General features: G+C 64.5%; 22 protein-coding genes. 8 read left to right on the top strand and 14 right to left on the bottom strand.

The features are described from left to right. Positions 1-17 precede the first annotated feature (17 nt). The gene (locus ACREB4_RS11835; RefSeq protein ID WP_431588423.1) at positions 18-167 is read right to left on the bottom strand and encodes a hypothetical protein; all 150 of its coding nucleotides are present in this window, start codon (positions 165-167) and stop codon (positions 18-20) included. 182 nt (positions 168-349) lie between these two features. Beyond that, positions 350-1,354, bottom strand: coding sequence for an MBL fold metallo-hydrolase (locus tag ACREB4_RS11830; protein ID WP_431588422.1), 1,005 nt, complete (start codon positions 1,352-1,354; stop codon positions 350-352). Between the two features lie 111 nt (positions 1,355-1,465). On the opposite strand from ACREB4_RS11830, the gene ACREB4_RS11825 reads away from it, so the two are divergent. Next, entirely contained in the window at positions 1,466-2,404 is a 939-nt protein-coding gene (locus ACREB4_RS11825; protein WP_431588421.1) for a LysR family transcriptional regulator, read from the top strand. On the opposite strand, the gene ACREB4_RS11820 is transcribed toward ACREB4_RS11825, so the two are convergent. The 3 genes from ACREB4_RS11820 to ACREB4_RS11810 are packed head-to-tail and all read right to left on the bottom strand — an operon-like array spanning position 2,390 to position 5,772. Beyond that, positions 2,390-2,818, bottom strand: coding sequence for a VOC family protein (locus tag ACREB4_RS11820; protein ID WP_431588446.1), 429 nt, complete (start codon positions 2,816-2,818; stop codon positions 2,390-2,392). The genes ACREB4_RS11825 and ACREB4_RS11820 overlap by 15 nt on opposite strands. A 2-nt stretch (positions 2,819-2,820) precedes the next feature. After that, positions 2,821-3,306 carry a helix-turn-helix domain-containing protein gene (locus ACREB4_RS11815; RefSeq protein ID WP_431588420.1) on the bottom strand — a complete coding sequence of 162 codons (486 nt, stop codon included), beginning with the start codon at positions 3,304-3,306 and terminating at the stop codon, positions 2,821-2,823. Between the two features lie 3 nt (positions 3,307-3,309). After that, a complete protein-coding gene (locus ACREB4_RS11810; RefSeq protein WP_431588419.1) occupies positions 3,310-5,772 on the bottom strand; it encodes a DUF3772 domain-containing protein in 2,463 nt (820 codons plus the stop codon). Positions 5,773-5,867: 95 nt separating this feature from the next. On the opposite strand from ACREB4_RS11810, the gene ACREB4_RS11805 reads away from it, so the two are divergent. Next, on the top strand, positions 5,868-6,650 hold the full coding sequence (locus ACREB4_RS11805) for an alpha/beta fold hydrolase (protein WP_431588418.1): 783 nt from the start codon (positions 5,868-5,870) through the stop codon (positions 6,648-6,650). Between the two features lie 9 nt (positions 6,651-6,659). Here the strand turns inward: ACREB4_RS11805 and ACREB4_RS11800 are convergent, their stop codons facing one another. Next, on the bottom strand, positions 6,660-7,139 hold the full coding sequence (locus tag ACREB4_RS11800) for a VOC family protein (protein WP_431588417.1): 480 nt from the start codon (positions 7,137-7,139) through the stop codon (positions 6,660-6,662). A gap of 103 nt (positions 7,140-7,242) precedes the next feature. Further along, complete coding sequence (locus ACREB4_RS11795) at positions 7,243-8,271, bottom strand: AraC family transcriptional regulator ligand-binding domain-containing protein (protein WP_431588416.1); 1,029 nt, start codon at positions 8,269-8,271, stop codon at positions 7,243-7,245. A gap of 118 nt (positions 8,272-8,389) precedes the next feature. On the opposite strand from ACREB4_RS11795, the gene ACREB4_RS11790 reads away from it, so the two are divergent. Together ACREB4_RS11790 and nhaA are read left to right on the top strand one after the other, a co-directional pair. Next, positions 8,390-9,886, top strand: coding sequence for an amidase family protein (locus ACREB4_RS11790; RefSeq protein WP_431588415.1), 1,497 nt, complete (start codon positions 8,390-8,392; stop codon positions 9,884-9,886). 84 nt (positions 9,887-9,970) lie between these two features. After that, positions 9,971-11,146, top strand: a complete 1,176-nt coding sequence (gene nhaA / locus ACREB4_RS11785) for a Na+/H+ antiporter NhaA (protein ID WP_431588414.1) — start codon at positions 9,971-9,973, stop codon at positions 11,144-11,146. 9 nt (positions 11,147-11,155) lie between these two features. Here nhaA and ACREB4_RS11780 read toward each other — a convergent pair whose 3' ends face one another. The 4 genes from ACREB4_RS11780 to ACREB4_RS11765 form a co-directional block, all read right to left on the bottom strand. Beyond that, positions 11,156-12,157 carry an NADP-dependent oxidoreductase gene (locus ACREB4_RS11780; RefSeq protein WP_431588413.1) on the bottom strand — a complete coding sequence of 334 codons (1,002 nt, stop codon included), beginning with the start codon at positions 12,155-12,157 and terminating at the stop codon, positions 11,156-11,158. A 24-nt stretch (positions 12,158-12,181) separates the two neighbouring features. Next, positions 12,182-12,994, bottom strand: coding sequence for an oxidoreductase (locus ACREB4_RS11775; protein ID WP_431588412.1), 813 nt, complete (start codon positions 12,992-12,994; stop codon positions 12,182-12,184). Between the two features lie 99 nt (positions 12,995-13,093). After that, complete coding sequence (locus ACREB4_RS11770; protein WP_431588411.1) at positions 13,094-13,699, bottom strand: TetR/AcrR family transcriptional regulator; 606 nt, start codon at positions 13,697-13,699, stop codon at positions 13,094-13,096. 82 nt (positions 13,700-13,781) lie between these two features. Then, the gene (locus tag ACREB4_RS11765; RefSeq protein WP_431588410.1) at positions 13,782-15,515 is read right to left on the bottom strand and encodes a RecQ family ATP-dependent DNA helicase; all 1,734 of its coding nucleotides are present in this window, start codon (positions 15,513-15,515) and stop codon (positions 13,782-13,784) included. A 121-nt stretch (positions 15,516-15,636) separates the two neighbouring features. Between ACREB4_RS11765 and ACREB4_RS11760 the strand changes: the two genes are divergently transcribed. The 4 genes from ACREB4_RS11760 to ACREB4_RS11745 all read left to right on the top strand — a co-directional run bounded on the left by ACREB4_RS11760 (position 15,637) and on the right by ACREB4_RS11745 (position 21,097). Then, positions 15,637-17,706, top strand: coding sequence for an ATP-binding protein (locus tag ACREB4_RS11760; RefSeq protein ID WP_431588409.1), 2,070 nt, complete (start codon positions 15,637-15,639; stop codon positions 17,704-17,706). Positions 17,707-17,826: 120 nt separating this feature from the next. Next, positions 17,827-19,038: a lipase family protein gene (locus ACREB4_RS11755; protein WP_431588408.1), complete on the top strand. Its 1,212-nt coding sequence runs from the start codon at positions 17,827-17,829 to the stop codon at positions 19,036-19,038. A 56-nt stretch (positions 19,039-19,094) separates the two neighbouring features. Then, positions 19,095-19,502, top strand: coding sequence for a GFA family protein (locus ACREB4_RS11750; RefSeq protein WP_431588407.1), 408 nt, complete (start codon positions 19,095-19,097; stop codon positions 19,500-19,502). Between the two features lie 221 nt (positions 19,503-19,723). After that, complete coding sequence (locus ACREB4_RS11745) at positions 19,724-21,097, top strand: putative bifunctional diguanylate cyclase/phosphodiesterase (protein ID WP_431588406.1); 1,374 nt, start codon at positions 19,724-19,726, stop codon at positions 21,095-21,097. Between the two features lie 18 nt (positions 21,098-21,115). Here ACREB4_RS11745 and ACREB4_RS11740 read toward each other — a convergent pair whose 3' ends face one another. The 3 genes from ACREB4_RS11740 to xdhC all read right to left on the bottom strand — a co-directional run bounded on the left by ACREB4_RS11740 (position 21,116) and on the right by xdhC (position 24,202). Continuing rightward, complete coding sequence (locus ACREB4_RS11740; protein ID WP_431588405.1) at positions 21,116-21,835, bottom strand: Crp/Fnr family transcriptional regulator; 720 nt, start codon at positions 21,833-21,835, stop codon at positions 21,116-21,118. A 62-nt stretch (positions 21,836-21,897) separates the two neighbouring features. Continuing rightward, complete coding sequence (locus ACREB4_RS11735) at positions 21,898-23,223, bottom strand: lipase family protein (RefSeq protein ID WP_431588404.1); 1,326 nt, start codon at positions 23,221-23,223, stop codon at positions 21,898-21,900. Positions 23,224-23,332: 109 nt separating this feature from the next. After that, complete coding sequence (gene xdhC / locus ACREB4_RS11730) at positions 23,333-24,202, bottom strand: xanthine dehydrogenase accessory protein XdhC (protein WP_431588403.1); 870 nt, start codon at positions 24,200-24,202, stop codon at positions 23,333-23,335. Positions 24,203-24,204 lie beyond the last annotated feature (2 nt).

Below are 24,204 nucleotides of genomic sequence, written 5' to 3'. Positions count from 1 at the left end.
TGGTGCCACGCCGTGCTTCAGGGCAAGTCCAGGGCAGACAGCAGGAAGTGTTCAGCGCCAGGTTTGTCCTGGCCGTCCTGCTGGGCGTGCTCTTCAGCACCCAGGCACAAGGACTTGATGGTGCCCATGTCGCGCACGCGCTGTTTGAGGCGATGGATGAATGACATGTGGTGATCTCCTGGCTAATCCTTGCTGCCCGCGGGCCCGACGGATCCGGCCAGGCGCTTGTGCGCGGCCTGCTTGCTCACCCCCAGGGCTTCGGCGATGTCGGCCCAGCTCCAGCCTTGCTTCAAAGTTGGTTGACGAATGCCCGGATGTCAACATTGGTTGACGGATCAAGCCAGTCGGGTCAGCGGACCTGGCTGCTGTAATCGACGGGCACCCAGACCCATCCCTTGCCATCTTGGCGCAGATGCCCCAGGCCTGGGAAGCTGAAATGGCTGACCGCCACCAGGCTGCCTTCCTTGGCCAGCTTGGCGAAGGTGCGGGCGCGCGCCGAGGCGGCCTTCGGTTGGTCCGAGTCAAAATTGATGGTCACCTCGGGCGAGGGCAATTGCACGGAGGCCACGTGGATCAGGTCGCCGATGAGCACCAGGCGCTGGCCTTGGCTCTCGACGACGTAGGCCGTGTGACCTGCCGTGTGGCCGTGCGTTGCCAGGCTGCGGATGCCTGGCACCACTTCGCCGTCCTTCTCGAATGGCTTGAAGCGATCGGCTTTCACGTAGGGGGTCAGCGACGCGATGGCGCCCAGGAAGAACCCTTTCATCTCGGCAGGCGCCGCGTTCAGCTTGGCTTCCGAAAGCCAGAAGTCGGCGTCCTGCTTGTCGGCGCGCACCGTGGCGTTCGGGAACACCCGCTGTTCATCGGCCGACAGGCCGCCGACATGGTCCGGGTGCATGTGCGTGATGAGGATGTCGTCCACTTGCTCCGGCTGGTAGCCGGCCGCGCGGATCTGCGATGCGAGCTTGCCCAGGGTGGGACCAAACAAAGCACCCGCGCCGGCGTCCACCAGGACCAGGCGATCCCCGGTGTTGATGAGGAAGGCATTGACCGAGGTTTCCAGCGGGGCCTTCTGAAAGTTTTGTTTCAATCCCTTGGCGATGCGCGCGGCCGAAGTGTGAAGCAGCTTGTCGACCGGCAATTCCACCGTGCCATCGCTGAGTGCCGTGACCTCGACGGTGCCGACCATCAGCCGGTACCAGCCGGGTGCCTGGGTCTTGAGCTGTGGCGCGGCCGCGCGGGCAGTGTTGGGCAGGCTGGCAAGGGCCAGGCTTCCCAGCGCCACGCACACGGCCATCGTGAGCTGGCTGAGTCGACGGCGGGCGTGGGCGCGGATGGGGGCAGGAGCGTTCATCGGTCTTTCTCGCGGTTTGTGGGTGGACGAACAGGCATTGTTCAGTTTTGCGTTTTATAGAACAATCCCATTGAGCGCAAATTGAGTTTGCGAAATTTGCAAAGAAGTGACATGTTCGACGCCCTTGAAACCTTCCTCGCCGTGGCCACCGCCGGCAACTTCTCCGAAGTGGCCCGTCGTCAGGACGTGGCCGTGTCATCGGTGACCCGCAAGATCGATGCGCTCGAGAGCGAGTTGGGGTCCAAGCTGTTCCACCGCAGCCCTCGGCGGCTGTCGCTCACCGATGCGGGCCAGCAGTTCGTGCCCCGGGCGCGCAACATCCTGGGCGAGGTCGCGGGTGCCAAGGAGTCGATCCACGCCAGTGACGCCGAACCACGTGGACTGCTGTCGGTGACCGCACCCACGGTGTTCGGTCGGCAGCACGTGGTCAGCGCGGTGGCCAGCTTTTTGCGCTGCTTCCCCGACATCGAGTTAGACCTGCACCTGACCGACCAGATCCTCGACCTGTCCGAACAGCGCATGGACGTCGCCATCCGCATTGGTGTGTTGCCGGACAGTGAGCTGCATGCCACTTCGCTGTCACCCGTGCGCCTCGTGACCTGTGCCAGCCCCGCCTACCTGGCCCGTTGGGGTCGGCCCGCGAGCCCGGAGGACCTGCTCCGGCACAACTGCATCACCGTGGCCACACCGCCATCGCCAGGCTTCATCTGGCGTTATGCGGGGGTCAACCGCAACCAGCCTTTGCCCGTGCGGGGCAACCTGCGGACCGACAGCAAGGACGGCATGCTGGAAGCCGCCTTGCAAGGCATCGGGGTGCTCCACATCGCCACGTGGGTTGTGTCACAGCACCTGCGCTCAGGCCAATTGGTGGCGCTGTTTCCGGAGGAGGCGATGGCACCGCCCATCCCCGGCATGCCGGCCATCCACGCGGTGCGTTTGCCCGGCCGCAGCCATGCCACCAAGGCCCGGCTTTTCATCGAGCACCTGCGCTCGGAAATCGGCGATGTGCCGTGGTGGGACTGCTTGCCGCCGTCCTCACCGGTCGGTTGAAGGACCGCGCTCGGCCGCCTGGATCATCTTCCAGCCATTGCCGGCCGGGTCGCGGAAGCCGGCATCCACGTTGCCATAGCGCTCGACCGGCTCCTGCGTGAACTCGACGCCACGGGCGCGGAGTTGCTCGAAGGTGGCGCGGCAGTCGGCCACGTTCAGCACCAGCGGTGGCATGGCGCCCTTGGCCACGAGGGCCCGCAGCATGTGGGCCGTCGCTTCGTCGTGGGTTGGCGGTCCGGGCGTGAACAAGCCAAGCTGGAACGATGACTGCTCGGGGTGCTGCACCGTCAGCCAGCGGTACTGGCCATTGCGCACATCCGTGTGGACACGGAACCCGAGCTTGTCGACGTAGAACGCGAGGGCCTCGTCCTGGTCCTCCACGTACAAGCCCACCACATTGATACCTTGGTTCATCATCACATCTCCTTGATCGAAGACGGATTTGTACCTTGGGCCAGCCGCCTGCGCTTCTCCGAAACTGCTGTGTCGAGGTGGGGCCGTTGCGTGGCCTTCATGATGCAGCCGGGCACCAGCTCGATCTGTTGCGCCGATGCCCTGGCCTGCTGGCGCATGGTACTCGGGCTGTGGCCGGCGATGTCGCGGAAGGTGCGGCCGAAGGTGCCCAGGCTTTCCCAGCCCGTGGCAAAGGCGATCTCGGTGATCCCCAGTTCGGTGTCGCGCAGCAGGGTGATCGCCTGTTCGATGCGGCGGGTCAGCAAATAGCGGTGCGGTGGAACGCCGAAAGCCTGCTTGAACGACCGCGCGAAGTGCGCCTCCGAGACACCGCTGACGCTGGCCAGCCTTTCCACCGGCCAGGCCTCGTGCGAGGCAGCGTCCATGCGGTCCTTGGCGCGCAGCAGCCGGCGCAGCAGGGCTGGATCCTGCAGAGGGAGGGCGGGCATGGTTCAGATCGGAAGCGGCTGCTCAGGGGCGCTGCCAGACGCCGCCATGGCTTGTGACAACAGCATTGTCGGCGGCTTGCCCAGCGGCAATTCAACATCGCGCAGGCGCTCCAGCACGTCGAACAGCAGGTCGCTCCTCACGCCATAGGCGGCGCGGGGCGAACTCACGAAGCCCGTGGCATTGAAGACGAGGTTGCCGCCATCGATGCCGTCGAGCTGCACATTCGGCGCCGGCGTGTCCAGGACGCCGGGATGAGCCTGGAAGGCCTCCAGCAACACCTGCCGGGCCTTGCGGGTGTCCGTGCTCAGGGGCATCGGCAACTTGATCTGCACCATGCCCAGCGGGTCGGTGTAGGTCACGTTGCGCACGATCTTGGTGATGAACTCGGAGTTCGGCACGATGACGGTGGAGCGGTCCCCCATCTGGATCTCGGTGGCGCGCACATTGATGCGTCGAATGTCGCCCTCGACCCCGGCCAGGGACACCCAGTCGCCCACCTTCACGGGCCGTTCGGCCAGCAAGATGAGCCCCGAGACAAAGTTCTGCACCACGGCCTGCAGGCCAAAGCCGATGCCCACCGACAGCGCGCTGGCCACCCAAGCCACGCGTTCGAGCCCAACCCCCACGGCCGACATGGCCAGCGCGACGACGACCACGGCGCCCACATAGCCAATCAGGGTCGTCACCGACAGCCGCATGCCGACGTCCATCCGCGTGGTGGGCATGTAGCGGGTGCCCACCCAGTCCTTGAACAGGCGCACCGAGAACAGCCCCACCACCAGCACCAGCACCGCCTGGAAGAGCGCCGAAGGCTTCACGCTGACCTCGCCGATGGACAGCCCCTCGCTGAGCAGGCCCGTTCGGTGGAACAGATCCGTTGGCCCCTCGCCGTAGGGCGCCAGGAGCAGGATCATGGCCACGAGACCCACCAAGATGCGGCTGATGCCCGACAGCAGCACCGCGGCTTGCTCCCGGGTCTTTGGCGTGGCGGCGGTGCTTTTGTCCTCGGCGGACGATGGCTTGTCCAGCGATGTCAACGGCTGGCTGGTGGGCGCGAGCAGCGTCATGAAAAGGTCATCGACCAGCACTGCCACAAGGTATGCCGCGCTGAGCACGATCAGGCCCCAGACGAACTGGCTGACGATGAAGCTGCCCAAGGCCATGTAGCCCGACAGCAAGGCCAAGGTGGCCGCTACCAGAACCACCCACATGATCGTGCGCAGTGTGGGCAGCCAAAGGGGTGTGGCCGGGCCTGGGGATGGTTCATCCTGGGCATGGCCATGGTCGGCTTCGGCCAGCGCCGCTTGCGCCCGGTGCGAGCGTTTCAGTTGCAGCAGGGCGGCGCCCAGCACCAGGACAAAGGTCAGTGATCCAAGCCCCTTGAGGGCCCAGGTCGTGGGCACGCTGGCATCGACCAGCAATGAAAGGCGCGAGGACACCCAACTGAGCACGATGGCCACGGCCAGGGCCAGTGGAAACCAGCGCAGCCTGGCCACGGTGTCGTTGCCGATGGGGGGCAGCCGCCACGAAGGCTTGCCAGGCATGAGCAGGGCCGAACCCAAGGCAGTGACAAACCCGCCGAACCAAAGGATGGATTCCACGCTCTCGGCCAACTTGGTCAAGGCTTCCGATATGCCGCCACCGGAGTGCAGGCCCAGCATCACGGCATGGGCGATCAAGCCTGGAATCAAGGTGCCCACCGCCAGGACGCCGACCGCGTACAGGGAGCGCCGCAGGCGGCCCGGTGGCACACGCGTCGTGCTGAGGTGAACAACACTGCGTTTGAGCACCGCCCACATCAGCAACAAGACGGCGATCGCCGCGGCCACGGCGAGCCAGGCCCTGAGCGACACGACAACGATGCCTTCTCGCAGTTCTTCATTCCACCGTTCCAGGCGGCGCCAATCCGCGGGCAAGTCATCGCTCAATTCATCCCAGAAAGCAGGGCCCAGCACGGCCGGGATGCGCTCTTCGAGGCGAGCGCTGAACAGCGAGCGGCGATTCGCCAACGCGGTGGCTGCCGCCTGTTCGGCCTCCACCGCCACCAGCCGCGCCAGCTTGATTTGCGAGTCCAGCGTGGACACCGATTTCAGCAAATGCGCCCGTTGGGCAGCGATGTCGGGCGACTCCTTGACGCCAGCGGCGGGTGTGCCCAGTTCAGCCAGCCTTGCTTGCACCGCCGTCAGTTCCGGGGCCATCAAGGTCGCGGCTTCCTCGGCCTTGGTCTGGGCAGACAAGGCCCGTTTGCGCAGCGCGAGCATGCCGGCGTCGTCCAGCTTGTCCTCGTCGGTGGCCCGCACGGTGTCCAGGTCCTTGCGCGCGACCTCCAGGAGGGTGGCCGGCTCGGAAGCTTCTTCGGTCTGGGCCAGTGCTGGGGAAGGCATGGCCAGCACCATGCTCACGAGCATGGCCAACACCATCAAGACCGAGGGCAAGGAGGGTTTGGTGAGGACGTTTGAGTGCATTGGTCGATTGTGCACAAAGTTCTTGTTTTGAGCCCATGGCCGAGGTCCTTGCCGCGGTGACACAATCCCGGGTCGGTGATCTGAGAAGGACATGAATGGACATTCGCCCCTGGGTGGTCGAGCAAGGGGCTGGTGAGCCCGTGGTGTTCGTGCACGGCTCTTATGCCACGCCGTCGACCTGGAAGAAGCTCATGGAGCGCCTGGCGCCGAGCCACCACTGCATCGCCATCCGTTTGCCGGGCCATGGCGGCATGCCCGATCCGCAAGACTTCGATGCGCCCCGCATCGACACCGAGTTGAGCGTGCTGCGCGCGATCGTGACGCAACTCACCGACCGCCCCATCCACCTGGTGGGCCACTCGTACGGGGGTGTGGTGGCGCTGGCGCAGGCCCTGAAAGGCGATTTATCGCTGGCGGAACTGACCCTGTTCGAGCCCGTGGCCAGCTGGGTGCTGGACGCCGTGAACGACTTGCCCATGCAGGCCGAGGTGCAGGTTTTTTTGAGCCGCTACCGGCATGATGCCGCCCAAGGCTTGCCCGGCGTGTGTGGCCAAGTGATCGACTTCTGGGGCGGCGCGAATGACTTTGCCGCCTTACCGCCGCCCATCCAGGCAGCGATGTCCACCATGGTGGACAACAACCTCCGCCATTGGGACATCTGCACCCGCGCTGAACACACCGCGGCCGAACTGGCCCGCCTGAGCGTGCCCACGCGCCTGGTGTGCGGCACGCGGTCCAATCCCGTGGCGCACGCCATCGTGGACCATCTGCACCGCCTGCTGCCGCACAGCCGGCACTGGGAGATCGAAGGCGCCAGCCATGGCCTGGTCACCAGCCACGCCGACGCTTGCCTGGCGGTCCTGCAATCCCCTGTTTGAGCCGGGCGCTCAGCCGCGCAACGCGGCTTCGATCTTGGCGATGTCGATCTTGCCCATCGTCATCATGGCGTCGAAGGCCCGCTTGGCGGCCGCGCGGTCCGGGTTGGTGACCGCGTCAAGCAAGATGCGGGGCGAGATCTGCCACGACAGCCCCCATTTGTCCTTGCACCAGCCACAGGCGCTTGCCTGGCCGCCGTTGTCGACGATGGCGTTCCATAAGCGGTCGGTTTCGGCTTGGTCATCGGTGGCCACCTGGAACGAGAAGGCTTCGCTGTGCTTGAACTGCGGTCCGCCGTTGAGGCCCACGCAGGGGGTGCCCATCACCGTGAACTCGACCGTGAGCACGTGGCCTTCCTTGCCCGAAGGGAAGTCGCCGGGCGCGTGGTGGACGGCGTCCACCGAACTGTCGGGAAAGGTGTCGGCGTAAAACTTCGCGGCCTCCAGGGCGGTGCCGTCGTACCAGAGACAAATCGTGTTCTTGCTGGCCATTGGATTCTCCTGAGTTGAGGTCTGGGATTTGCCAGGTCTGTGCATGGACGCATTGAGCAGGACGTCGCGGCTTGCAGCCGTGGGCGGCATGTTAGTCGATCTGTCATGGCAGGGTTGCGTGACTGGAGCGCAGCCGGTATGCACCGGGCGCCTCGCCCACCCACGCCTTGAAGGCCCGCGCAAAGTTGGCCGCGTGCCGATACCCCAACCGTTCGGCGATGTGCTGGACCTCCAGGTGCGGTTGCATCAGCAGCGTCTTCGCATCCCGTGCGCGGGCCAGGTTCAGCAACTCCAGATAGCTGACACCCTCGTCGTTCAGACGCCGCCGCAAAGTGCGCGACGACAGGCTCAGCGTCTGCGCCACGCTTTCCAGGTTGGGGTAGCCACCGTCGCCCAGCGCCAACAACTGCTGAACCAGGTTCGCCAGCCCCGCGCTGGCCTGCGATTGCCGCGCCATCTCGTCCTCGCATTGCGCCATGGCCTGGCGCAGGCTCACCGGGTTGGCCATCGGCAGCGGCTGGTCCAGCCGCGAAGCATCCAGCCGCAACTGCGTGGCGGGCATGCCGTAGCGCACATCGCCCAGGCGGCGGCGCACCTCGTGCGCATAAGGCGGCTCCTCAAAATCAAACCACACCTGGCAGGGCAGGGCGGTGAGGCCGACCAGCGCCAAGGTGCTGCGGTACATGCTGGTGACCACCGTTTCCAAGACCATGGGCCGAACTGCAGGAGGTACCAGCACGGGAAGGGTGTTGAATTCCAGGGCCCGAAGCCCGGGCTCCTGGCGAACCGCGAAGGTCAGGCCAATGCCGTAGATGGGCCAGTACTTTTCGGTCAAGGCCAGCGCATCACGCAAGGTGGCCGATGACAGGATGGCCGTGCCCAAGGCCCCGAAAGCCGTGGGCGGCAAGCGCCAACCCATTTCCATGCCAATCCCGATGTCGCCCACCGTGTCGCGCACGGCCAGCAGCAACCTTTCGTACTGCGCCGGCCCGAGGCCATTGGCCGAGTTCACATCACGCGTCGTGAGCTGGGCCTTTCGCAACACCTCGCGCGGTGAAAAACCCAGCTCCGACACCAGTTCGAGGTAGGTCTGAGGCAGCACGCTGGGCAGCGATTGAAGGCGGTAGTCCATGCTCGGAGCATAGTCCCGCCTTGGCCAAAAATGATTGGTGACTTGTCCCAGGGGGATGCCGGGCCGGGCGATGCCGCCCGCACAATTTTTGCCAACCACCCTGCCGGAGACTGTGCCCGTGACTTCACCCCATCTTTGTGACCTCAGTGCCACCGAGGCCTTGGCCCAACTGCGTTCCCAGGCCACCAGCTCGCGCGATCTTCTGGAAGCGTGCATCGCCCGCGTCGAGGCCGTGAACCCCCGTCTGAATGCCGTGATCGCCGATGGCCGCCAGGCCGCCCGCGCCCGCGCGGACGAAGCCGACCAAGCCACCCGCCGTGGCGAAAGCTGGGGCCCCTTGCACGGCTTGCCCATGACGCTGAAAGACGCCTGGGAAGTGCCCGGCATGCCCTGCGTCGGCGGTGCGCCAGAGTACCGGCACCACCAGCCCCCACAAGCCGGTCCCGCCATTCAACGCGTGCTGAACTCGGGTGCCATCGTCTTCGGCAAAACCAACGTGCCTTACAAGTCCTTGGACGTGCAGACCTACAACCCCGTCTTTGGCACCACGAACAACCCATGGGACGTGCGCAAGACCTGCGGCGGCTCATCCGGCGGTGCAGCCGTCGCCTTGGCGACTGGCATGACGCCGCTGGAGATCGGCAGCGACATTGGCGGCTCCATCCGCATTCCGGCCCACTTTTGCGGCGTGTATGGCCACAAGGCCACCCACGGCCTCATTTCCTTGCGCGGTCACATTCCCGGCGAGCCTGGCGAGGTGTCCGAACCGCCCTTGGCGGTGGCCGGTCCGATGGCCCGCACGGCGGACGACCTTCAATTGCTGTTCGACATCCTGGTCGGGGCGTCACCTGCAACGCAGCCTGGCTGGACCGGGAACCTGCCCCGTCCACGGCACGAGCACATCCATCAGTACCGCGTGCTGCTCTGGGTGGACGATCCCGATTGCCCCATCGATGCCGACATGGCCGAGGTGTACCGCCAACTGGGCGCGACGCTGGAATCGGCCGGCGTTGACGTGGACGTGGGCAGCCCGCTGGGCATGGGCCTCCAGGACATCTACCCACTGTATTTCACGCAGATGGGCAGCCTGATGGCCGCGTGGCTGCGGGCCGATGAACGCCGTGCCAAAGGCATGGTGGCTCCATTTGGTCGAGCGACGGCGCCCATCTTGAGCGCTTTGGGCAAGCTGGTGGAGCTGCCCCACAGCACGGACCAGTTTGCCAAGGGCATGACCATGAAGCTGGGCGATTGGTTCACGGTGGTGGAACACAGCAACCGCCTGCGCGAAGCCTTCAGCACCGTGTTCGAGCGCTACGACGTGGTCTTGATGCCGCCCACCTACACGTCGGCGTTTGCGCACGACCACGGCTTCATGGCCACTCGGCGGGTGAACGTGAAAGGGCAGCGCCGTCATTACTCGGACCTGTTCATGTGGATTGCCCCGGCGACGCTGATGGGTTTGCCAGCGACAAGTGCGCCGGTGGGACAGACGCCAGAGGGGTTGCCGGTCAATGTGCAGATTCTGGGGGCGCCATGCCATGATCGGGTGACGATGCACTTTGCGAAGCTGCTGGCGGGCTTGGTGGGTGGCTTCGTGCCACCGCCGAAGGCTTGAGTGGGTTGCACGCCAGGCCAAAAGCTTGGCGCACAAGGCCCAGAACCAGAGATACTTTGGACAACCGAACTTAGAGAAACACCGATGACCGAAAGCTTGAAGAAGTTCTTTGCCAGCGGATCAGCCGGCGGCATCGTGCTGGCCGCGGCCGCCCTGCTGGCGCTCATCATCAGCAACTCGGAGTGGGCCGAGCACTACCTGGCCTTCACCCGCATCCCGGGCGCCGTCATCATCGGCGAGCAAGGGCTGGTGTTGGAGAAGCCGCTGATCGTCTGGGTCAACGACCTCTGGATGGCGATTTTCTTTTTCCTGGTGGGCCTGGAAATCAAACGCGAATTCATCGCTGGCGAGCTCAGGACTCGCGCCCAGGCTGCATTGCCGGCGGTGGCCGCGCTGGGTGGCATGGTGACGCCGGCATTGATCTACGCCGGGATCAACCACGGCGATCCGGTCGCCTTGCGCGGCTGGGCCATTCCCGCTGCCACCGACATCGCCTTTGCGATCGGCATCGTCATGCTGCTGGGCTCCCGGGTGCCGGCTTCCCTGAAGATTTTCCTGACCGCGGTCGCCATCATCGATGACCTGGGGGCCATCGTCGTGATCGCCTTGTTCTACACCTCGCAGCTGTCACTGGCGATGCTGGGCGGTGCGGCCTTGTGCCTGGTGGGCATGGCACTGCTGAACCGCGCACGGGTCATGCGCGTCGACGTCTACATCGCGCTGGGTTTGTTGCTGTGGCTGTGCGTGCTGAAGTCTGGCGTGCACGCGACCCTGGCTGGTGTCGCGACGGCTTTGTTCATCCCCCTGCATGACCCCAAGTCCGGCCACTCGCCTCTGGAATCGCTGGAACACGGCCTGCACCCCTGGGTGGCCTTCCTGATCCTGCCGATGTTCGCCTTCGCCAATGCCGGCGTGTCGCTGGCTGGCCTGCGTCCCACGGATCTTTTGGAGCCGCTGCCCCTGGGCATTGCAGCCGGTCTGTTGCTGGGCAAGGCAATCGGTGTGTTCGGCAGCAGTTGGCTGCTGATCAACTTCGGCTTGGCCAAGCGGCCGATGGGCGCCAGCTGGACGCAGTTTTTCGGGGTCTGCGTTCTGTGCGGCATCGGCTTCACGATGAGCCTGTTCATCGGTGGCCTGGCGTTCGCGGGCCTGGATCCCAGCTATGAAATGCGGCTCAAGCTCGGTGTGTTGGGCGGCTCCTTGTTGTCGGGGGGACTGGGGGCGCTCATCCTGGCGCGGGCCAAGTCGGAGGTTCGCTGACGAGCGGTCTCACTTGACGGTGATGACGACCTTGCCTTTCGCGCGTCCCGCCTCGACATAGGCCAGTGCCTCATTGGTGGATTTGAAGGGGAAGACGCGGTCAATCACCGGGCGCAAAGCGCCAGCTTCGATGAGGTGTGCAATCTTTCGCAATTGGCCGCCATTCGCCTTCATGAACAGGAACGAGTAGTCGATGCCACGCTGTTTGGCCTGGCCTCTCACGCGCATGCTCAACATCCTCATGACGAGTCTGACGAACCAAGGCGCGGCGATCTCGTTTCCAAATGAAGGGTCAGGTGGGCCGGAGATCGAAATGAGCTTTCCGCCTCTCTTGAGCACGCGGAGTGATTTCAGCAGCGTCTCGGCATCCTGGCTGTGCAGGACCACGTCGTAGTCCTTGAGGACCTCTTCAAAATCTTGTGTCCTGTAGTCAACCACCACATCGGCACCCAGACTTTTCACCAGTGCGGTGTTGGCCGCGCTGGCCGTGGTGGCGACGGTCGCCCCCAAGTGCTTGGCCAGTTGAATGGCAAAGCTGCCGACGCCGCCAGACCCGGCCTGGATGAAGACTTTCTGCCCCGCTTTCAACCCAGCCTTCTCGACCAAGGCCTGCCAGGCAGTCAGGCCCACCAGGGGGATGGACGCTGCTTCTTCCATCGTGAGCTGCTTGGGTTTGAGCGACAGCGACGCTTCCTTGACCGGGACGAACTCGGCAAACGTGCCGATCCGGAAGTCATCCGGCCGCGCAAAAACCTCATCGCCAGGTTTGAACTGACTGACCAATGAGCCGACCTTGGCGACGATGCCCGCCACATCGTGGCCCAGGATCAATGGCAGCTTGTATGGCAGGATGAGCTTGAACTCGCCGCTCTTGATCTTCGCGTCCAGCAGGTTCACGCCGGCGGCATGGACCTGCACCAGGACTTCGTTGTCGCGCAGCTCGGGTTCCGGCGTGTCCGTCAACCGCAGTGCGCGCTGCTTCCCATGTCGATCCAGCATGAATGCTTTCATGGCGTTTCCTCGTTCGTTCGTGGTTCAAGCTTCGAGCCGCAAATCCTTGCGAACCCCGGCGTCCAGCACACTCGCAGGCGCGAAATTCCGCAGCATGCGCATGCGGCCGGCGAGGCCGGGCGTGTAATGCGTCTTCGGACGCGCAGCCTGGGCGGCCTTCACGACGACATCGGCCACGAACCCCGGACCATCGGCCCCAGCCAGCACCTCCTTGACCCGCTTTTGCACACCTTCGCGGACTCGGCGGTACGTCTCAAGCGGGGCATCGGGCTCGATCTGGTTCGCATCGAAGGGCGTCTTGATGTAGGCGGGTTCGACGACCGAGACGCGGATACCGTGAGTGCGGAGTTCATGGTCGAGCGACTCCGAGTAGCCGGCGACGGCATGTTTGGTGGCCGAGTAAAGCGCCATGTAGGGCATGGGAAGAAAGCCCAACACCGAACCGATGTTGATGATCCGCCCACGTCCGTCGCGGCGCATGTGGGGCACCACGGCGCGTGTCATGCGGACGATGCCGAAGAAGTTGGTGTCGAAGATCGACTGGGCCTGCTGCAGCGAGCTTTCCTCCGCAGCGGCAGGTGCCAGACCAAAACCAGCGTTGTTCACGAGCAGATCGATGTGCCCCTCCTTGCGGATGAGCGTTTGAATCGCGGCATCGACCGACTCGTCGCTGGTCACGTCCAGGGCCAGCATCTCGAACGGTTGCCCCGCCGTTTGAATGCCGCGCCGGCTCGTGCCGTAGACCTTGTAGCCGAGCTTGGCGAGGCGCTCCGCGATGGCCTGTCCGATGCCCGACGAGGCGCCTGTGACGAGGGCGACTTGGCTTGTCTTGGTCATGATGTCCATCCTTCAGTGGGTGAGGTCAGGTCCAGGGGTGAAGATTTTGGTATGATGAATATCATATGAATTGGCAAAAAAAGGATGAAGCAGGTGCGTTCAACCGACACCAGACGTCAGGTGCTTGAGGGCGGCGTCCAGCAGTCCCTCCGACAGCTTGGGCTCGTCCACCACACGGGCCAGCAGCAGGGCACCCACCATCGTGGACATCATGACCAGGGCATGCTCATGCGCACCTGGCTGTCCCCAATCCGGCGACTGCCGGGCGATGAGGTCGATCATTTCCTTGATGTGGCGGGTCATCACCCGGCGCACCTCGGGTGCCTGACGTGATGTTTCGGAGCCCAGCGCCGCGAGGGGGCAGCCCGCCTCGATGTGCTCGGCATGCTCCTTGGAAAGGTAGGCCTTGAGCATGGAGGAAAGTGCCGCCTTGGCAGGCAGGCTCGCGGCCATCTGAGCCGCGGCATGGGCAGAGTCCGCGCAAGCCTGCCTGGCAGCCTCGGCCAGCATGGCTTCACGGGAGGTGAAATGTGCGTAAAACGCGCCGTGGGTCAATCCGGCCTCTTTCATGATGTCTGCGACGCCGGTCCCGTCATAGCCGCTGCGGCGGATCGCGCTCGCCGCGACCGACACGATCCTGGCGTGCGTTTCCTCTTTCAAGGCAGCTCGGCTGTTCGGCTTTTCATTTCGCATGATATTCATCATACATCAATGGCTGATTTTCCGCGCTTGTTCCCGAAAGTTCCCGCGCGGTAAAGGAAGGCGCCCGGGGTCTGTCGGCCGTTTGTCATGGAACTGAAGTACTTCGGGCGGCGGGTTTGGCGTGTCGCACGAAGGAAGCCAGGAAACAGCGGGTGGCGCCGTTCGGAAAGGCCACGGTGACCGACTCCGCATCGGCTTGGGTGACCTGGCCCTTGCCATAGCGGGGAACGCGGACCAGGTCTTTTTCCGCAAAGACGGCATGGGGTGAGGCGGAGGGCTCCTCGGGCTCGACGGCGCGCTCCTCCTGCTTGCGCTGCAAGGTGGCCAGGCGCAGGCAGTTGTCGCAACCGCCGCACCGCTCGAAGTCCTGGCCTTCGTCGAAATGCGCTTGCAAAACTTTCCAGCGGCAGAGTCCGGTCTGTCCGTAGAACACCATTTGCTCAAGCCTGGCTTTGTCGTGCTCCCGCTTGTCTTGGTAGGCCGCGAGCAACTGGTCCATGGCGAGATCGCTCAAGCCCTGGCGGACCAGGCGCAGTTCGCCCGATCGGTTTTGCGCCACGATTTTTTGCTGACGCAGCAGGCGCAGCGCCACCTGGAGCTTGTTGGCTGGGCGATTCAGGCTGGCCTGGAGGCCTTCCAAGGTCCAGCGTTGGCCCTCGGGAGGCCCCTGCACGAAGGCCCGGTACAAGGCGTCGATGTCCTGCAGTTCTGGGTAACGCCCCGCCAGGAAAAACCTCTGCACGGCCCGGTCCTGGTGCAGGTAGAGCAACTGGCAGGTGGCTGACCCGCCGTCACGTCCGGCCCGACCCGACTCCTGGTAGTAGGCATCCAGGCCAGAGGGCATCTGGTAGTGCAGCACGAAACGTGTGTCGGGCTTGTCGATGCCCAGGCCAAACGCATTGGTGGCCACCATGACCCGGGCCTCGTTGCGCATGAAGGCCTCCTGGTTGGCGTGGCGTTCGGCCTTGGCCAGCCGACCGTGGTAAATGGTGACCGACTCGCCTGCTTCCAGCAGCGCCTGGTGCACCAGTTCCACCGCCTTGACCGTGGCGCCATAGACCAGTCCAGGCCCTGGCGTCGATCGCACGAATTCCAGGGCCTGTGTCAATTTTTCAGACTCATTGACCACCTGTTTGACGCGGTAGTGGAGGTTGGGGCGGTAGATGCCCGTGTTGATCACGCCCAGGTCGTGGGCATCCAACTGCCGGGCGATGTCGTCAATGACTTCCTGGGTGGCGGTGGCGGTGAGGGCCAGCAGCGTGGGCTGCCCCAGCGCTGCGCGTGCGGATGAGATTTCCAGGAAGTCGGGCCGAAAGTCATGTCCCCACTGCGACACGCAATGGGCTTCGTCCACCACGAGCAAACTGGTGGGGTGCCGAGCGAGCAGCGCCAGGAAGTCCGGGGCGGTCAGGCGTTCGGGCGTGGTGAACACAAGGCGAGCCTTGCCAGACGCCGCCGCGTCTTGGGCCTCCGCGAGGTCCGACACCGTCATGGCACTGTGCAGTTGCACGGCCTGGACGCCCATGGCCTGCAGGGCATCGCACTGGTCCTTCATCAAGGCGATCAGGGGCGAGACCACCAGGGTTCGTCCTGGCAACAGCAAGGCCGGCAGTTGGTAGCAGAGCGACTTGCCCGCGCCGGTGGGCATCACCGCCAGCGTGGGCAAGCCTTGCATGATCCGTTGAATGACAGCGTCTTGTCCTTCCCTCAGCGTGTGGAGGCCGAAAGTCTCTCGCAGCAGTCGGCGTAAGCGAGGGCGCCAGGTGAAGGAGGCTTGGGGAAGCTGCGTGTGGTCGATCTCGGTGGTGACAGGTTTCATGCCCATCGAAGGGCAAAAGCTGATCCCGCATGACAAGGCACGCTGTTTGCCCATGGCAATGCGATGCGGACCAGGCCAGAGGCTGCACCGTGATGCCCGCCTCCTGAATCACAATGAAGGCATGAACCACCACTCCCCCTCCGATGTCCATCGCCAGCCCATGTCGCTGGAAGAAAAAGAGGAGCAATTCCGATTGGCGATCGATGCCGCCGAGGTCGGTTTGTGGGACCTGGATGTCCGCACCAACCACCTGTTCTGGCCGGCCCGTGTCAAGGCCATTTTCGGCATCTCCCCCGAGGTCGATGTCAGCCTGGGCGACTTCTACAACGGCTTGCATCCCGATGACCGTGCGCACGTGGTTCGGGCCTTCGAGCAGGCGCAGGACCCGCAAATGCGCACCGTCTACGACGTGGAATACCGGACCATCGGAAAAGAAGACCAGGTGCTGCGCTGGGTGGCCGCCAAGGGCAGGGCGCTGTTCGACGACGCGGGCCAGTGCACCCGCATCCTGGGCACCGCCATCGACATCACCACCCGCAAGGAGGCCGAATCCCGTTGGCACGAAAGTGCGGCCAGATTGTCGTTGCTCGACCGCATCGGCCAGGCCACCCGCCCCTTGACCGACGCCATGCAACTCATGGAGGTGACCGCTCAACTGCTGGGCGAGCACCTGGGCGCTTCGCGCTGCGCCTATGCCGACGTGGAGGCCGACAACGACCGCTTCACCATCCGCGCCGACTGGTCCGTGCCGGGCTTGCCATCGAGCGCGGGCGTCTATTCGCTCGATTTGTTCGGGCCACAAGCCACCTCCAGGCTGCGCCAAGGCCACAACCTCGTGGTCGATGACGTGGACCTCGAATTGGGCGATGAGGGTGGTGGCCGCATGTTCAATGCCATCGGCATCAAGGCCATCATCTGCGCGGGCCTGATGAAGGCAGGCCGCCTGGTGGCGATGATGGCGGTGCACCAGACCACGCCGCGCCGCTGGACGGCTCATGAAATCGGCATCGTGGAAGAAGTGGTGGACCGTTGCTGGGCGCACATCGAACGTGTGCGCGACGCCGCCGCCCTGGCGGAGCAGGACAAGCGCAAGGACGAATTCCTGGCCACGTTGGCGCACGAACTGCGCAACCCCATCGCGCCGCTGCGCTATGCCACCGCACTGCTCAAATCGGCCGACACACCGCATCGCCTGGCCCACGCCCAGGACGTGATCGAACGGCAGTCGGGCCACCTGGCCCGGTTGATCGATGACCTGCTGGACGTGTCCCGCATCAACCGCGGCTTGATCGAGCTGCGCCGCGAGGTGGTGCCGGTGTCGAGCCTGCTTCTGCAGGCGGTCGAGGCCTCGAAGTCGGTGCTGGACCGCGCGGGCCATCGACTGACGCTGCAATTGCCCGATGACTCCGCCAAAGTCGATGCCGACCCCGCACGCATCGTGCAGGCCGTGACCAACCTGCTCAACAACGCCGCGAAGTACACCCCCGATGGTGGCGAGGTGCGTTTGAGCGCCTGGGTGTCGGGCACCCAGGTGGTGATCGAGGTGGTGGACAACGGCGTGGGCATCCCGCCGCAAGACCAGGGCAAGTTGTTCCAGCTCTTCACGCAGTTGCCCCACACCGGCAGCCGCACTCAGGGGGGCTTGGGCATCGGCCTGTCGCTGGTCAAGCGCCTGGTGGAGATGCATGGCGGCAAGGTGCGCGTGCACAGCGCAGGGCTGGACGAAGGCAGCACCTTCACGCTGGAGCTGCCGCTGGGCGTGGTGCCCGTGCCTGAAGCGCCCGTGGGCGGCCCGCTCCCGGAGCCCGCGCTGATGGACAAGGGCCGAGGCCGCATCCTGGTGGTGGAGGACAACGAGGATGGCCTCGAAACATTGATGATGTTGCTCGAAGCCGAAGGGCACGAAGTGCGTGGCGCGAGCTCAGGCGTCAAGGCGCTGGAGGTGGCGGCCGCCTGGCAACCTCAAGTCGTGCTGCTGGACCTGGGCCTGCCCCACATGGACGGCTACACGGTGGCCGCGAAGCTGCGCGAGAAGCCTGGCCTCACAGGCACCCGCGTGGTGGCCCTGACCGGCTGGGGCGCGCAAAAGGATCGCGAGAAGACGGCGGCGGCAGGCTTCGATGCCCACCTCACCAAGCCCATCGATCCCGAGGTGCTGCTGCAATCGCTCGAGGGCTGGCTGGCCGAGTAGGGCTGCTCAACCCCCCGTTTGGTGGGTGTGTTTTCCCTGGTTCAAGGGGAAAACGCCAAGCGCTCGGCCGCGCATTCCTTTTCCAATCGCCTTGAACTGATGGAATAAGGAACGAGCAACATGAAACATCTGACAAATTTCGCCGGTCTCGCCATCGTGGGCGCCCTGTCCATGACCAGCCTGGCCCAGGCTCAGCAGATCTACCCCACGGTCGATTCCAAGCTCAAACCCACCGCCGATGCCTTCTATACCTCGCCGTCGAGCAGTGAGTTGGTCGCGGCGGCACCAGGCAATGTGCTGCGCTACCGCGCCTTGCCAGCCGCTTCGCTGGGCAGCAGCGTCAAGGAAGGCTGGCAGTTGATGTACCGCTCGGCCAACACCAAGAGCCAGCCCGTCGCCATGGTGACCACGGTCCTGATCCCCAAGGCCGCGCCCGCCACGGGCCGCAAGCTCCTGTCTTACCAATCCTTCTATGACAGCCTGACGCTGGACTGCTCGCCTTCGGGCCAGGCCACGTCCAACAGCCTGTTGGAAAAGACCTTCTTCCAGTCGGCATTGAACAAGGGCTACATCGTGACCATGGCCGACTACGAAGGCCTCGAGTCGCAATGGATCGTGGCGCGCAACAGCGGCCAGGGCGTGCTCGACAGCATCCGCGCCACCCTGCGCTTCACCAAGAGCGGCCTGAACGCCTCGACGCCCGTCGGCATGCTGGGTTACTCCGGTGGCGGCTTCGCCACGGCCTGGGCCGCCGAGCTGGCGGGCACCTATGCGCCTGAGCTGAACATCATCGGTGCGGCCCAGGGCGGTTTGCCAGTCAATCCGATCAATGTTGCCAAGAAGGTCGATGGCACCTTCTGGGCTGGTGCCTACCTGGGCGCCGTGGTCGGCCTGTCGCGCGGCTATCCCGAGCTCAAGGTCGAGGACTACGCCACGCCCGCAGGTGTCGAGGCCATCAAGGACATCGGCACGCGCTGCCTGACGGGTTCGCCGAATCTGCTGACGGCTTACGCCTACAAGAAGGGTTCGACACTGCTGAAGGATCCCAACTTCCTGGACCTGCCTGAGATGCAGGCCGTCAACCGCGAAAACACGATGGGCCAGCACGCGCCCAAGATCCCGTTGCACATCTTTGAAAGCATCGGCGATCAACTGATGCCCATCGCCGACGTCGACAACCTGGTGGCCTTCTACTGTGCCAGCAAGACCACGGTGGAATACAAGCCGGTCAAGGGCACCGACCACGTGCTGGGCGCCCTGGGCCTGAGTGGTGGCATGACTTACCTGTTGGACCGCTTCGACGGCAAGGCGGCGCCGAACAACTGCAAGTGATGTGAAGCAAAACATCTGTCAAACTTCCTGAAACCGCCAGTTTCAGGAGGACGGTCATGCACCGTGGCAGCTGCCTCTGCGGAGGCGTTACCTTCACCATCTCCGGCGATCTGCCGCCCATCCAGGTCTGCCACTGCGGCCAATGCCGCCGTGCGCAGGGCACGCCTTTTGTCACCAACATCCCGGTCGACGAATCGCAGGTGGACTGGCTTTCGGGCATCAGCCTGATCCAGCGCTACGAGTCCTCGCCCGGCAAATACCGCTGTTTCTGCAAGACCTGTGGCTCGCCCTTGTTCAGCCAGCGCACCTCGGTGCCTGGCGTGTTGCGCCTGCGGGCGGGCGCGCTGCAGGGCCATGTCAAGACCAAGGTGGGCTTGCACATCTTCGACGCGTCCAAGGCCAACTGGTGGACGCCGCAGGACGACGGCCACGCGCCTCGGTACGACGAGAACGGGCCAGCCTGATGGCGGTCGACGTGGGCCTGTGCGTGATGGTGCACAAGCGCTTTGCGTGAATTTGCCGAAGCTGGGCAGGACGCTCCCCCGGTTCGGGTTTTACCTGAGTCAAGAAGGCGGCCCAGGCGTCGATAGCCACGGAAACCTCGCACTGAATTTCCGCTGAGCCGCGTTTCTTGATGTTTTTCAGGAAGATCTTTTCCGACCCCTTGCCGTTGCACAGCCTTGGCGTGAGCGACAAGCATCGCCGCAGGGTCAAGTTGTTGCTGCTGTTGGGCAGTTGCATGGTCATGGCCGTGGGCGGCGCCTGGGCGGTTTACTTCACGCTGAATGCGCACTGGGCTCCGATGGCGTTGAACTCGGCGGTGGCCGCCATCGGCAGTTTTGCCCTGGTGTGCACCTTGACCGACCGGCTGCGCACGGCCTCGCTGCTGTCGGTGCCTGCATTGTTCGTCGTGATCTGCACGTTCTGCCTGTTCATCGACGTGCCCTGGGAGGGTGTGCCGCGCTCGGTGCACATGCACCTGCTGACGCTGGCAGCTGCTGCCATCCTGCTGTTCCGTGGCGAAAAGCCCATCCTCCGCATCGGCCTGCCTTTGCTGTGCTTCGCCACCTGCCTTTTCTTCTCGGGCAGCAACTTCGGCTTCCGTGAACTGCAATTCCTGCCGCCGCTGGAGGTCCGTGCTGTCGGTGTCTGGATCAACAACGCCGTCTGCCTGGTCATGCTGGGCTTGGTGATGGCGATCATGCAAGCCGACGTCACCGCCCGCAACGCCATCGAGGCGGACCTGCGCACGGCGGTGGCCGAAGGGCACTTCCTGCTGCATTACCAGCTTCAAATCGGCGACGACGGCCGCATCATTGGTGCCGAGGCGCTGCTGCGTTGGCAGCACCCCAAGCGGGGCCTGATCCCGCCCGGCAAATTCATCCCGCTGGCCGAAGAGACCGGTTTGATCGTGCCCATCGGCGACTGGGTGCTCCGGACCGCCTGCGCGCAACTCGTGGCCTGGGCGGACGACCCGCGCACCGCTGGCCTGACCCTGGCCGTCAACGTCAGCGCCTCGCAGTTTCGCCAGCCCGATTTCGTGGCGCAGGTGTTGAACGTCGTCAAGCTCAGCGGCGTGCAGCCCGCGCGGCTCAAGCTGGAGTTGACCGAAAGCATGCTGGTCAAGGACATCGAGGACGTGGTCCACAAGATGGGCACCCTGCAGGCCCATGGGGTGGGTTTTTCGCTGGACGATTTCGGCACCGGCTTCTCGTCGCTGAGCTACCTGAAGCGCCTGCCCCTGGGCCAGATCAAGATCGACCAGTCCTTCGTGCGCGACCTGTCGACCGATTCAAGCGACATGGCCATCGTCCGCACCCTGATCGCGCTGGGCAAGAGCCTGGGCCTGACCGTGATCGCCGAGGGCGTGGAAACCGAAGACCAGCACGCCTGGCTGCGCGACAACGATTGCCACTTCTTCCAGGGCTACCTGTTCGGCCGGCCAGTGCCGCTCGACCAATTCGAGGCGCTGGTTTTCCGTTCAGACACTGAACTCACCGGCCCGCGTCCACCAGCACCTCGCGAACACGTGCCGTGCACGACCGAGTTGCGGGTGTGAGCATGGGCATCGGGAACATCATCTGCCGGTGGAGGTGACCGGCAGCCAGTTCTCGTAGCGCACCTTGGCCTGCAAGGCCGCCACGTCCATGATCTCGACTTTGCCGTAGGCCAGCTGCAGGATGCCTTCGGCTTTCAGGCTCTGGAGCGCCTGGTTCACCGTTTGCCGCGACATGCCCAGCATGTCGGCCACCTGCTGCTGTTGGATGGTCACGCGCGACTTGGCCGGACCACCGCCCGGCACATAGCACTGGGCGATCATCAGCAGCGTGCGGGCCACGACCAGGTCGTTGGAGTCCAGTTTGCGCCCATCCAGCATGAACAGTGCAAGCCGAAGTTTCTGCGTCAACAGCAAACCGAAGTGATGCCAATGCTGCGGGCTCTGCTCGAGGTGGGCCCTGAGCAAGGGATCATTGAGCCACAACACGGTGGACGGCTGCTCGGCGCGAATGTGGTGAACGCGAGGCAGCCTGTCATACAGGCCCATCTCGCCGAACCACGACACGGGCTCCAGGTGCAGCTGGATCGCTTCATCCCCCTGCTCGTTCACGTCCAGGGCCGCCAGCCGCCCTTCAAGCACGGCGTACACCCCATTGGTCGCATCGCCGCGCGAGAACAGGCGCTGCCCTTGGGACAAACGCCGTGTGACGCCGATCCGCAGCAAAGTCGACTGCAGCAATTGGGGCACCTCCCTGAACCAGGGGTCCGTGCCCAGAATGCCCGCGACATCAATGGTCATGGTGTGCGTGCGTGACCGGCAACCCTTCGACTCCTGGATGAAGGGTTGCGTTGGCGTCACGCTCAGGGCGTGTAGACCAGTGGCGCCAGCGAATTGCCGGGCGCGATGCTCGCGCAGTTTTCTGGCGCTGGCTTGCCGGCGAACCGGTCATTGATCCAGGACGTTGCGCCTGGCAGCCAACTGACCGCGGTGATGAAGTGGCTTGATCCATATTCCTTGTGCTCCACCTTCACGCCTTGCGCGCAATACTGGCGCGCGAGAGAACGGACATCACCCGCGAGCATCACACCATCGCCCTTGCCATAGACCGGCGATGTCTTCGTGCCTTCCCAGATGCCGCCCGTTCCCTGGCCAATTTGAAGCGGGATGGTGGGTGTGCCGCCCGTGCCCATGATGACCTTGTTCACCGAGGATACATATTCTGGCACCTTCGCCCGATCCCAATACTCTGGCTTGACGATGCCCTGCCAGGTGACCTTCGGGTACTGGCCAAGCACGTTCACGATCGACTGGCTTTTCATCTTGTTGTAGATCTCCAGCCCCTTGTCGGACAGGTACTTGGTGATGTCCAGTTCGTAGGAGCGCGCGATGCCGATGAACGCCATCTCGACCACACCGCCCCAGAGCGGAGCGCCTTCGACGTAGCCGAGGTTGTGCTCGGGGCTCACCAGCACGCCGCCAAAGGTGGCGCCGATCAGGTTCTGGTTGAGGTCTGGCGCGTAGGTCGGTGCCAGTTCGGCCGCCCATTCGGTGGCGATCGCACCGCCCGAGTAGCCCATCATCGCGACCTTGGCATTCCAGGTCAGGCCGGTCTCTGGTGAATTGAGCGCGGCACGGATCGAGTCCAGCGTGTTGTAGCCGTACTCGGGGCCCGCGGCAAAGTTGGCGTTCTGGCCTTCGGTGTCGGAGACGATGATGGTGAACCCTTTCTGCAGATAGGGCGAGACCAACAGCGCCTCCAGTCCTGGAATGAGGTCTTGAAGCCTTTTGCCACCAGCGTAGGCCCGCGAAGGCGAGTCTTCCGGGTTCAAGGAGTCGTAGAACGACTGGTATGAAATGACCTTGTCCTTGTTCGGGCAGGTGGACGTGCACTTGGGCAGGATCACGGTCGTGACGTTCGTGCTGGGCCGCTGCAAGGCGTCGGTCGAGCGGTACACCAGTTGCAGGGCCTTCACCGAGGTCTTGATGCCCACGACCGTGAGCGAAATCGTGCGCGTCTTGAGGACCGTGCCCGGCTCGATGCTGGACAAGGGGGTGCTGTCCGTGTATTGGTAAAACGGGTCAGGCGTGGTGGTGGCGGCGTTCGACATGCCGGTGACCATGAGTGCGGTCACCGCGGCTTGGGTGGCCGTCATCAGCAGCTTGGTGGCGGTGGGGCGGAATGGCATCGATGGCTCCTGGCGTGTTGGTTGAATTCTTCGAGTCGCTCATCGTGCGCAGAAGGGCCCGAGCGGAGTGTCTGAGGATCGACAAAGGCGGGGTTTGTGATGACAGCATTTACCCGGGGTGGCCAGAAGTGTGTTGGAGCAGTTGTGCCACCACCGCGATGGCGATGACGGCGGGCTCCTTGCCTTGCAGACCGGGCAGGCCGATGGGGCAGGTCAGGCGGTCCAGGGTCTCGGGCTCGATGCCTTGCTCGCTCAGGCGGCGCAGGAAATTGGCGCGTTTGGTCTGCGAGCCGATCAGGCCTGCGAAGCCGAAGTCGCCGCGGCGCAGCACGGCGTTGATGATGCGCAGGTCCAGGTCGTGGCGGTGGGTCAGCACCAGGTGGCAGGCGCCGGGGGGAGCGTCAAGCACTTCCTGCTCGGCGGCCTCGGTGTCCAGCCATTGGATGTGGGGCGGCAGGTGGGCCAGCATGTCCGCACTGGGCAGGCCAGGTTGTTCTGCGTTGGGCAGGCTGGCATCTTCGGCGCGCTCGTCGATCCAGCGCACGGTGCAGTCCAAATCCACCAGCAGGCGGACGATGGCCTGGCCAACGTGGCCGGCGCCGTGCAGTTCGAGGTGGAAACGGGGCGGGGGCAAGGTCCAGTCGGCGAGGGCGGCGTCATCGAGCGGTGCGAAGCGCAAGGTCACCACGCCACCGCAGCATTGGCCCAGCGTGGGGCCGAGCGGAAAGGTGCGCGTCCACGGTGTGCTCGGCTGGGCGTTCTCCAGCAAGGCATGGCGTGCCAGGTCGATGGCCTGCCATTCGAGGTGGCCCCCTCCGATGGTGCCGTCCACCCGGTCGGCGGACACCAGCATGCGTGTGCCAGTGCCGCGCGGGGTCGAGCCCTTGATCTGGTCCACCGAGATGACCAGCGCATGCCGACCAGATCCCCGCCATTGCTCGGCGGTGCGTCGCAAGGCCCGGGCGCTCAGGCTGTTCATGG

Source organism: Aquabacterium sp. (assembly GCF_050725395.1).
GTDB lineage: Bacteria > Pseudomonadota > Gammaproteobacteria > Burkholderiales > Burkholderiaceae_C > Aquabacterium.
Note: the sequence above shows the minus strand (reverse complement) of the source record. Positions and strands in the feature narration are given on the sequence as shown.

Bases quoted from the DNA above. Each gene is read 5' to 3' on its own strand.
- ACREB4_RS11800 (WP_431588417.1), bottom strand. From the start codon at position 7,139: ATGGCCAGCAAGAACACGATTTGTCTCTGGTACGACGGCACCGCCCTG.
- ACREB4_RS11770 (WP_431588411.1), bottom strand. From the start codon at position 13,699: ATGATGAATATCATGCGAAATGAAAAGCCGAACAGCCGAGCTGCCTTG.
- ACREB4_RS11775 (WP_431588412.1), bottom strand. From the start codon at position 12,994: ATGACCAAGACAAGCCAAGTCGCCCTCGTCACAGGCGCCTCGTCGGGC.
- ACREB4_RS11750 (WP_431588407.1), top strand. From the start codon at position 19,095: ATGCACCGTGGCAGCTGCCTCTGCGGAGGCGTTACCTTCACCATCTCC.
- ACREB4_RS11835 (WP_431588423.1), bottom strand. From the start codon at position 167: ATGTCATTCATCCATCGCCTCAAACAGCGCGTGCGCGACATGGGCACC.
- ACREB4_RS11830 (WP_431588422.1), bottom strand. From the start codon at position 1,354: ATGAACGCTCCTGCCCCCATCCGCGCCCACGCCCGCCGTCGACTCAGC.
- ACREB4_RS11735 (WP_431588404.1), bottom strand. From the start codon at position 23,223: ATGCCATTCCGCCCCACCGCCACCAAGCTGCTGATGACGGCCACCCAA.
- xdhC (WP_431588403.1), bottom strand. From the start codon at position 24,202: ATGAACAGCCTGAGCGCCCGGGCCTTGCGACGCACCGCCGAGCAATGG.
- ACREB4_RS11805 (WP_431588418.1), top strand. From the start codon at position 5,868: ATGGACATTCGCCCCTGGGTGGTCGAGCAAGGGGCTGGTGAGCCCGTG.
- ACREB4_RS11760 (WP_431588409.1), top strand. From the start codon at position 15,637: ATGAACCACCACTCCCCCTCCGATGTCCATCGCCAGCCCATGTCGCTG.
- ACREB4_RS11780 (WP_431588413.1), bottom strand. From the start codon at position 12,157: ATGAAAGCATTCATGCTGGATCGACATGGGAAGCAGCGCGCACTGCGG.
- ACREB4_RS11825 (WP_431588421.1), top strand. From the start codon at position 1,466: ATGTTCGACGCCCTTGAAACCTTCCTCGCCGTGGCCACCGCCGGCAAC.
- ACREB4_RS11740 (WP_431588405.1), bottom strand. From the start codon at position 21,835: ATGACCATTGATGTCGCGGGCATTCTGGGCACGGACCCCTGGTTCAGG.
- ACREB4_RS11755 (WP_431588408.1), top strand. From the start codon at position 17,827: ATGAAACATCTGACAAATTTCGCCGGTCTCGCCATCGTGGGCGCCCTG.
- nhaA (WP_431588414.1), top strand. From the start codon at position 9,971: ATGACCGAAAGCTTGAAGAAGTTCTTTGCCAGCGGATCAGCCGGCGGC.
- ACREB4_RS11815 (WP_431588420.1), bottom strand. From the start codon at position 3,306: ATGCCCGCCCTCCCTCTGCAGGATCCAGCCCTGCTGCGCCGGCTGCTG.
- ACREB4_RS11795 (WP_431588416.1), bottom strand. From the start codon at position 8,271: ATGGACTACCGCCTTCAATCGCTGCCCAGCGTGCTGCCTCAGACCTAC.
- ACREB4_RS11810 (WP_431588419.1), bottom strand. From the start codon at position 5,772: ATGCACTCAAACGTCCTCACCAAACCCTCCTTGCCCTCGGTCTTGATG.
- ACREB4_RS11765 (WP_431588410.1), bottom strand. From the start codon at position 15,515: ATGAAACCTGTCACCACCGAGATCGACCACACGCAGCTTCCCCAAGCC.
- ACREB4_RS11820 (WP_431588446.1), bottom strand. From the start codon at position 2,818: ATGAACCAAGGTATCAATGTGGTGGGCTTGTACGTGGAGGACCAGGAC.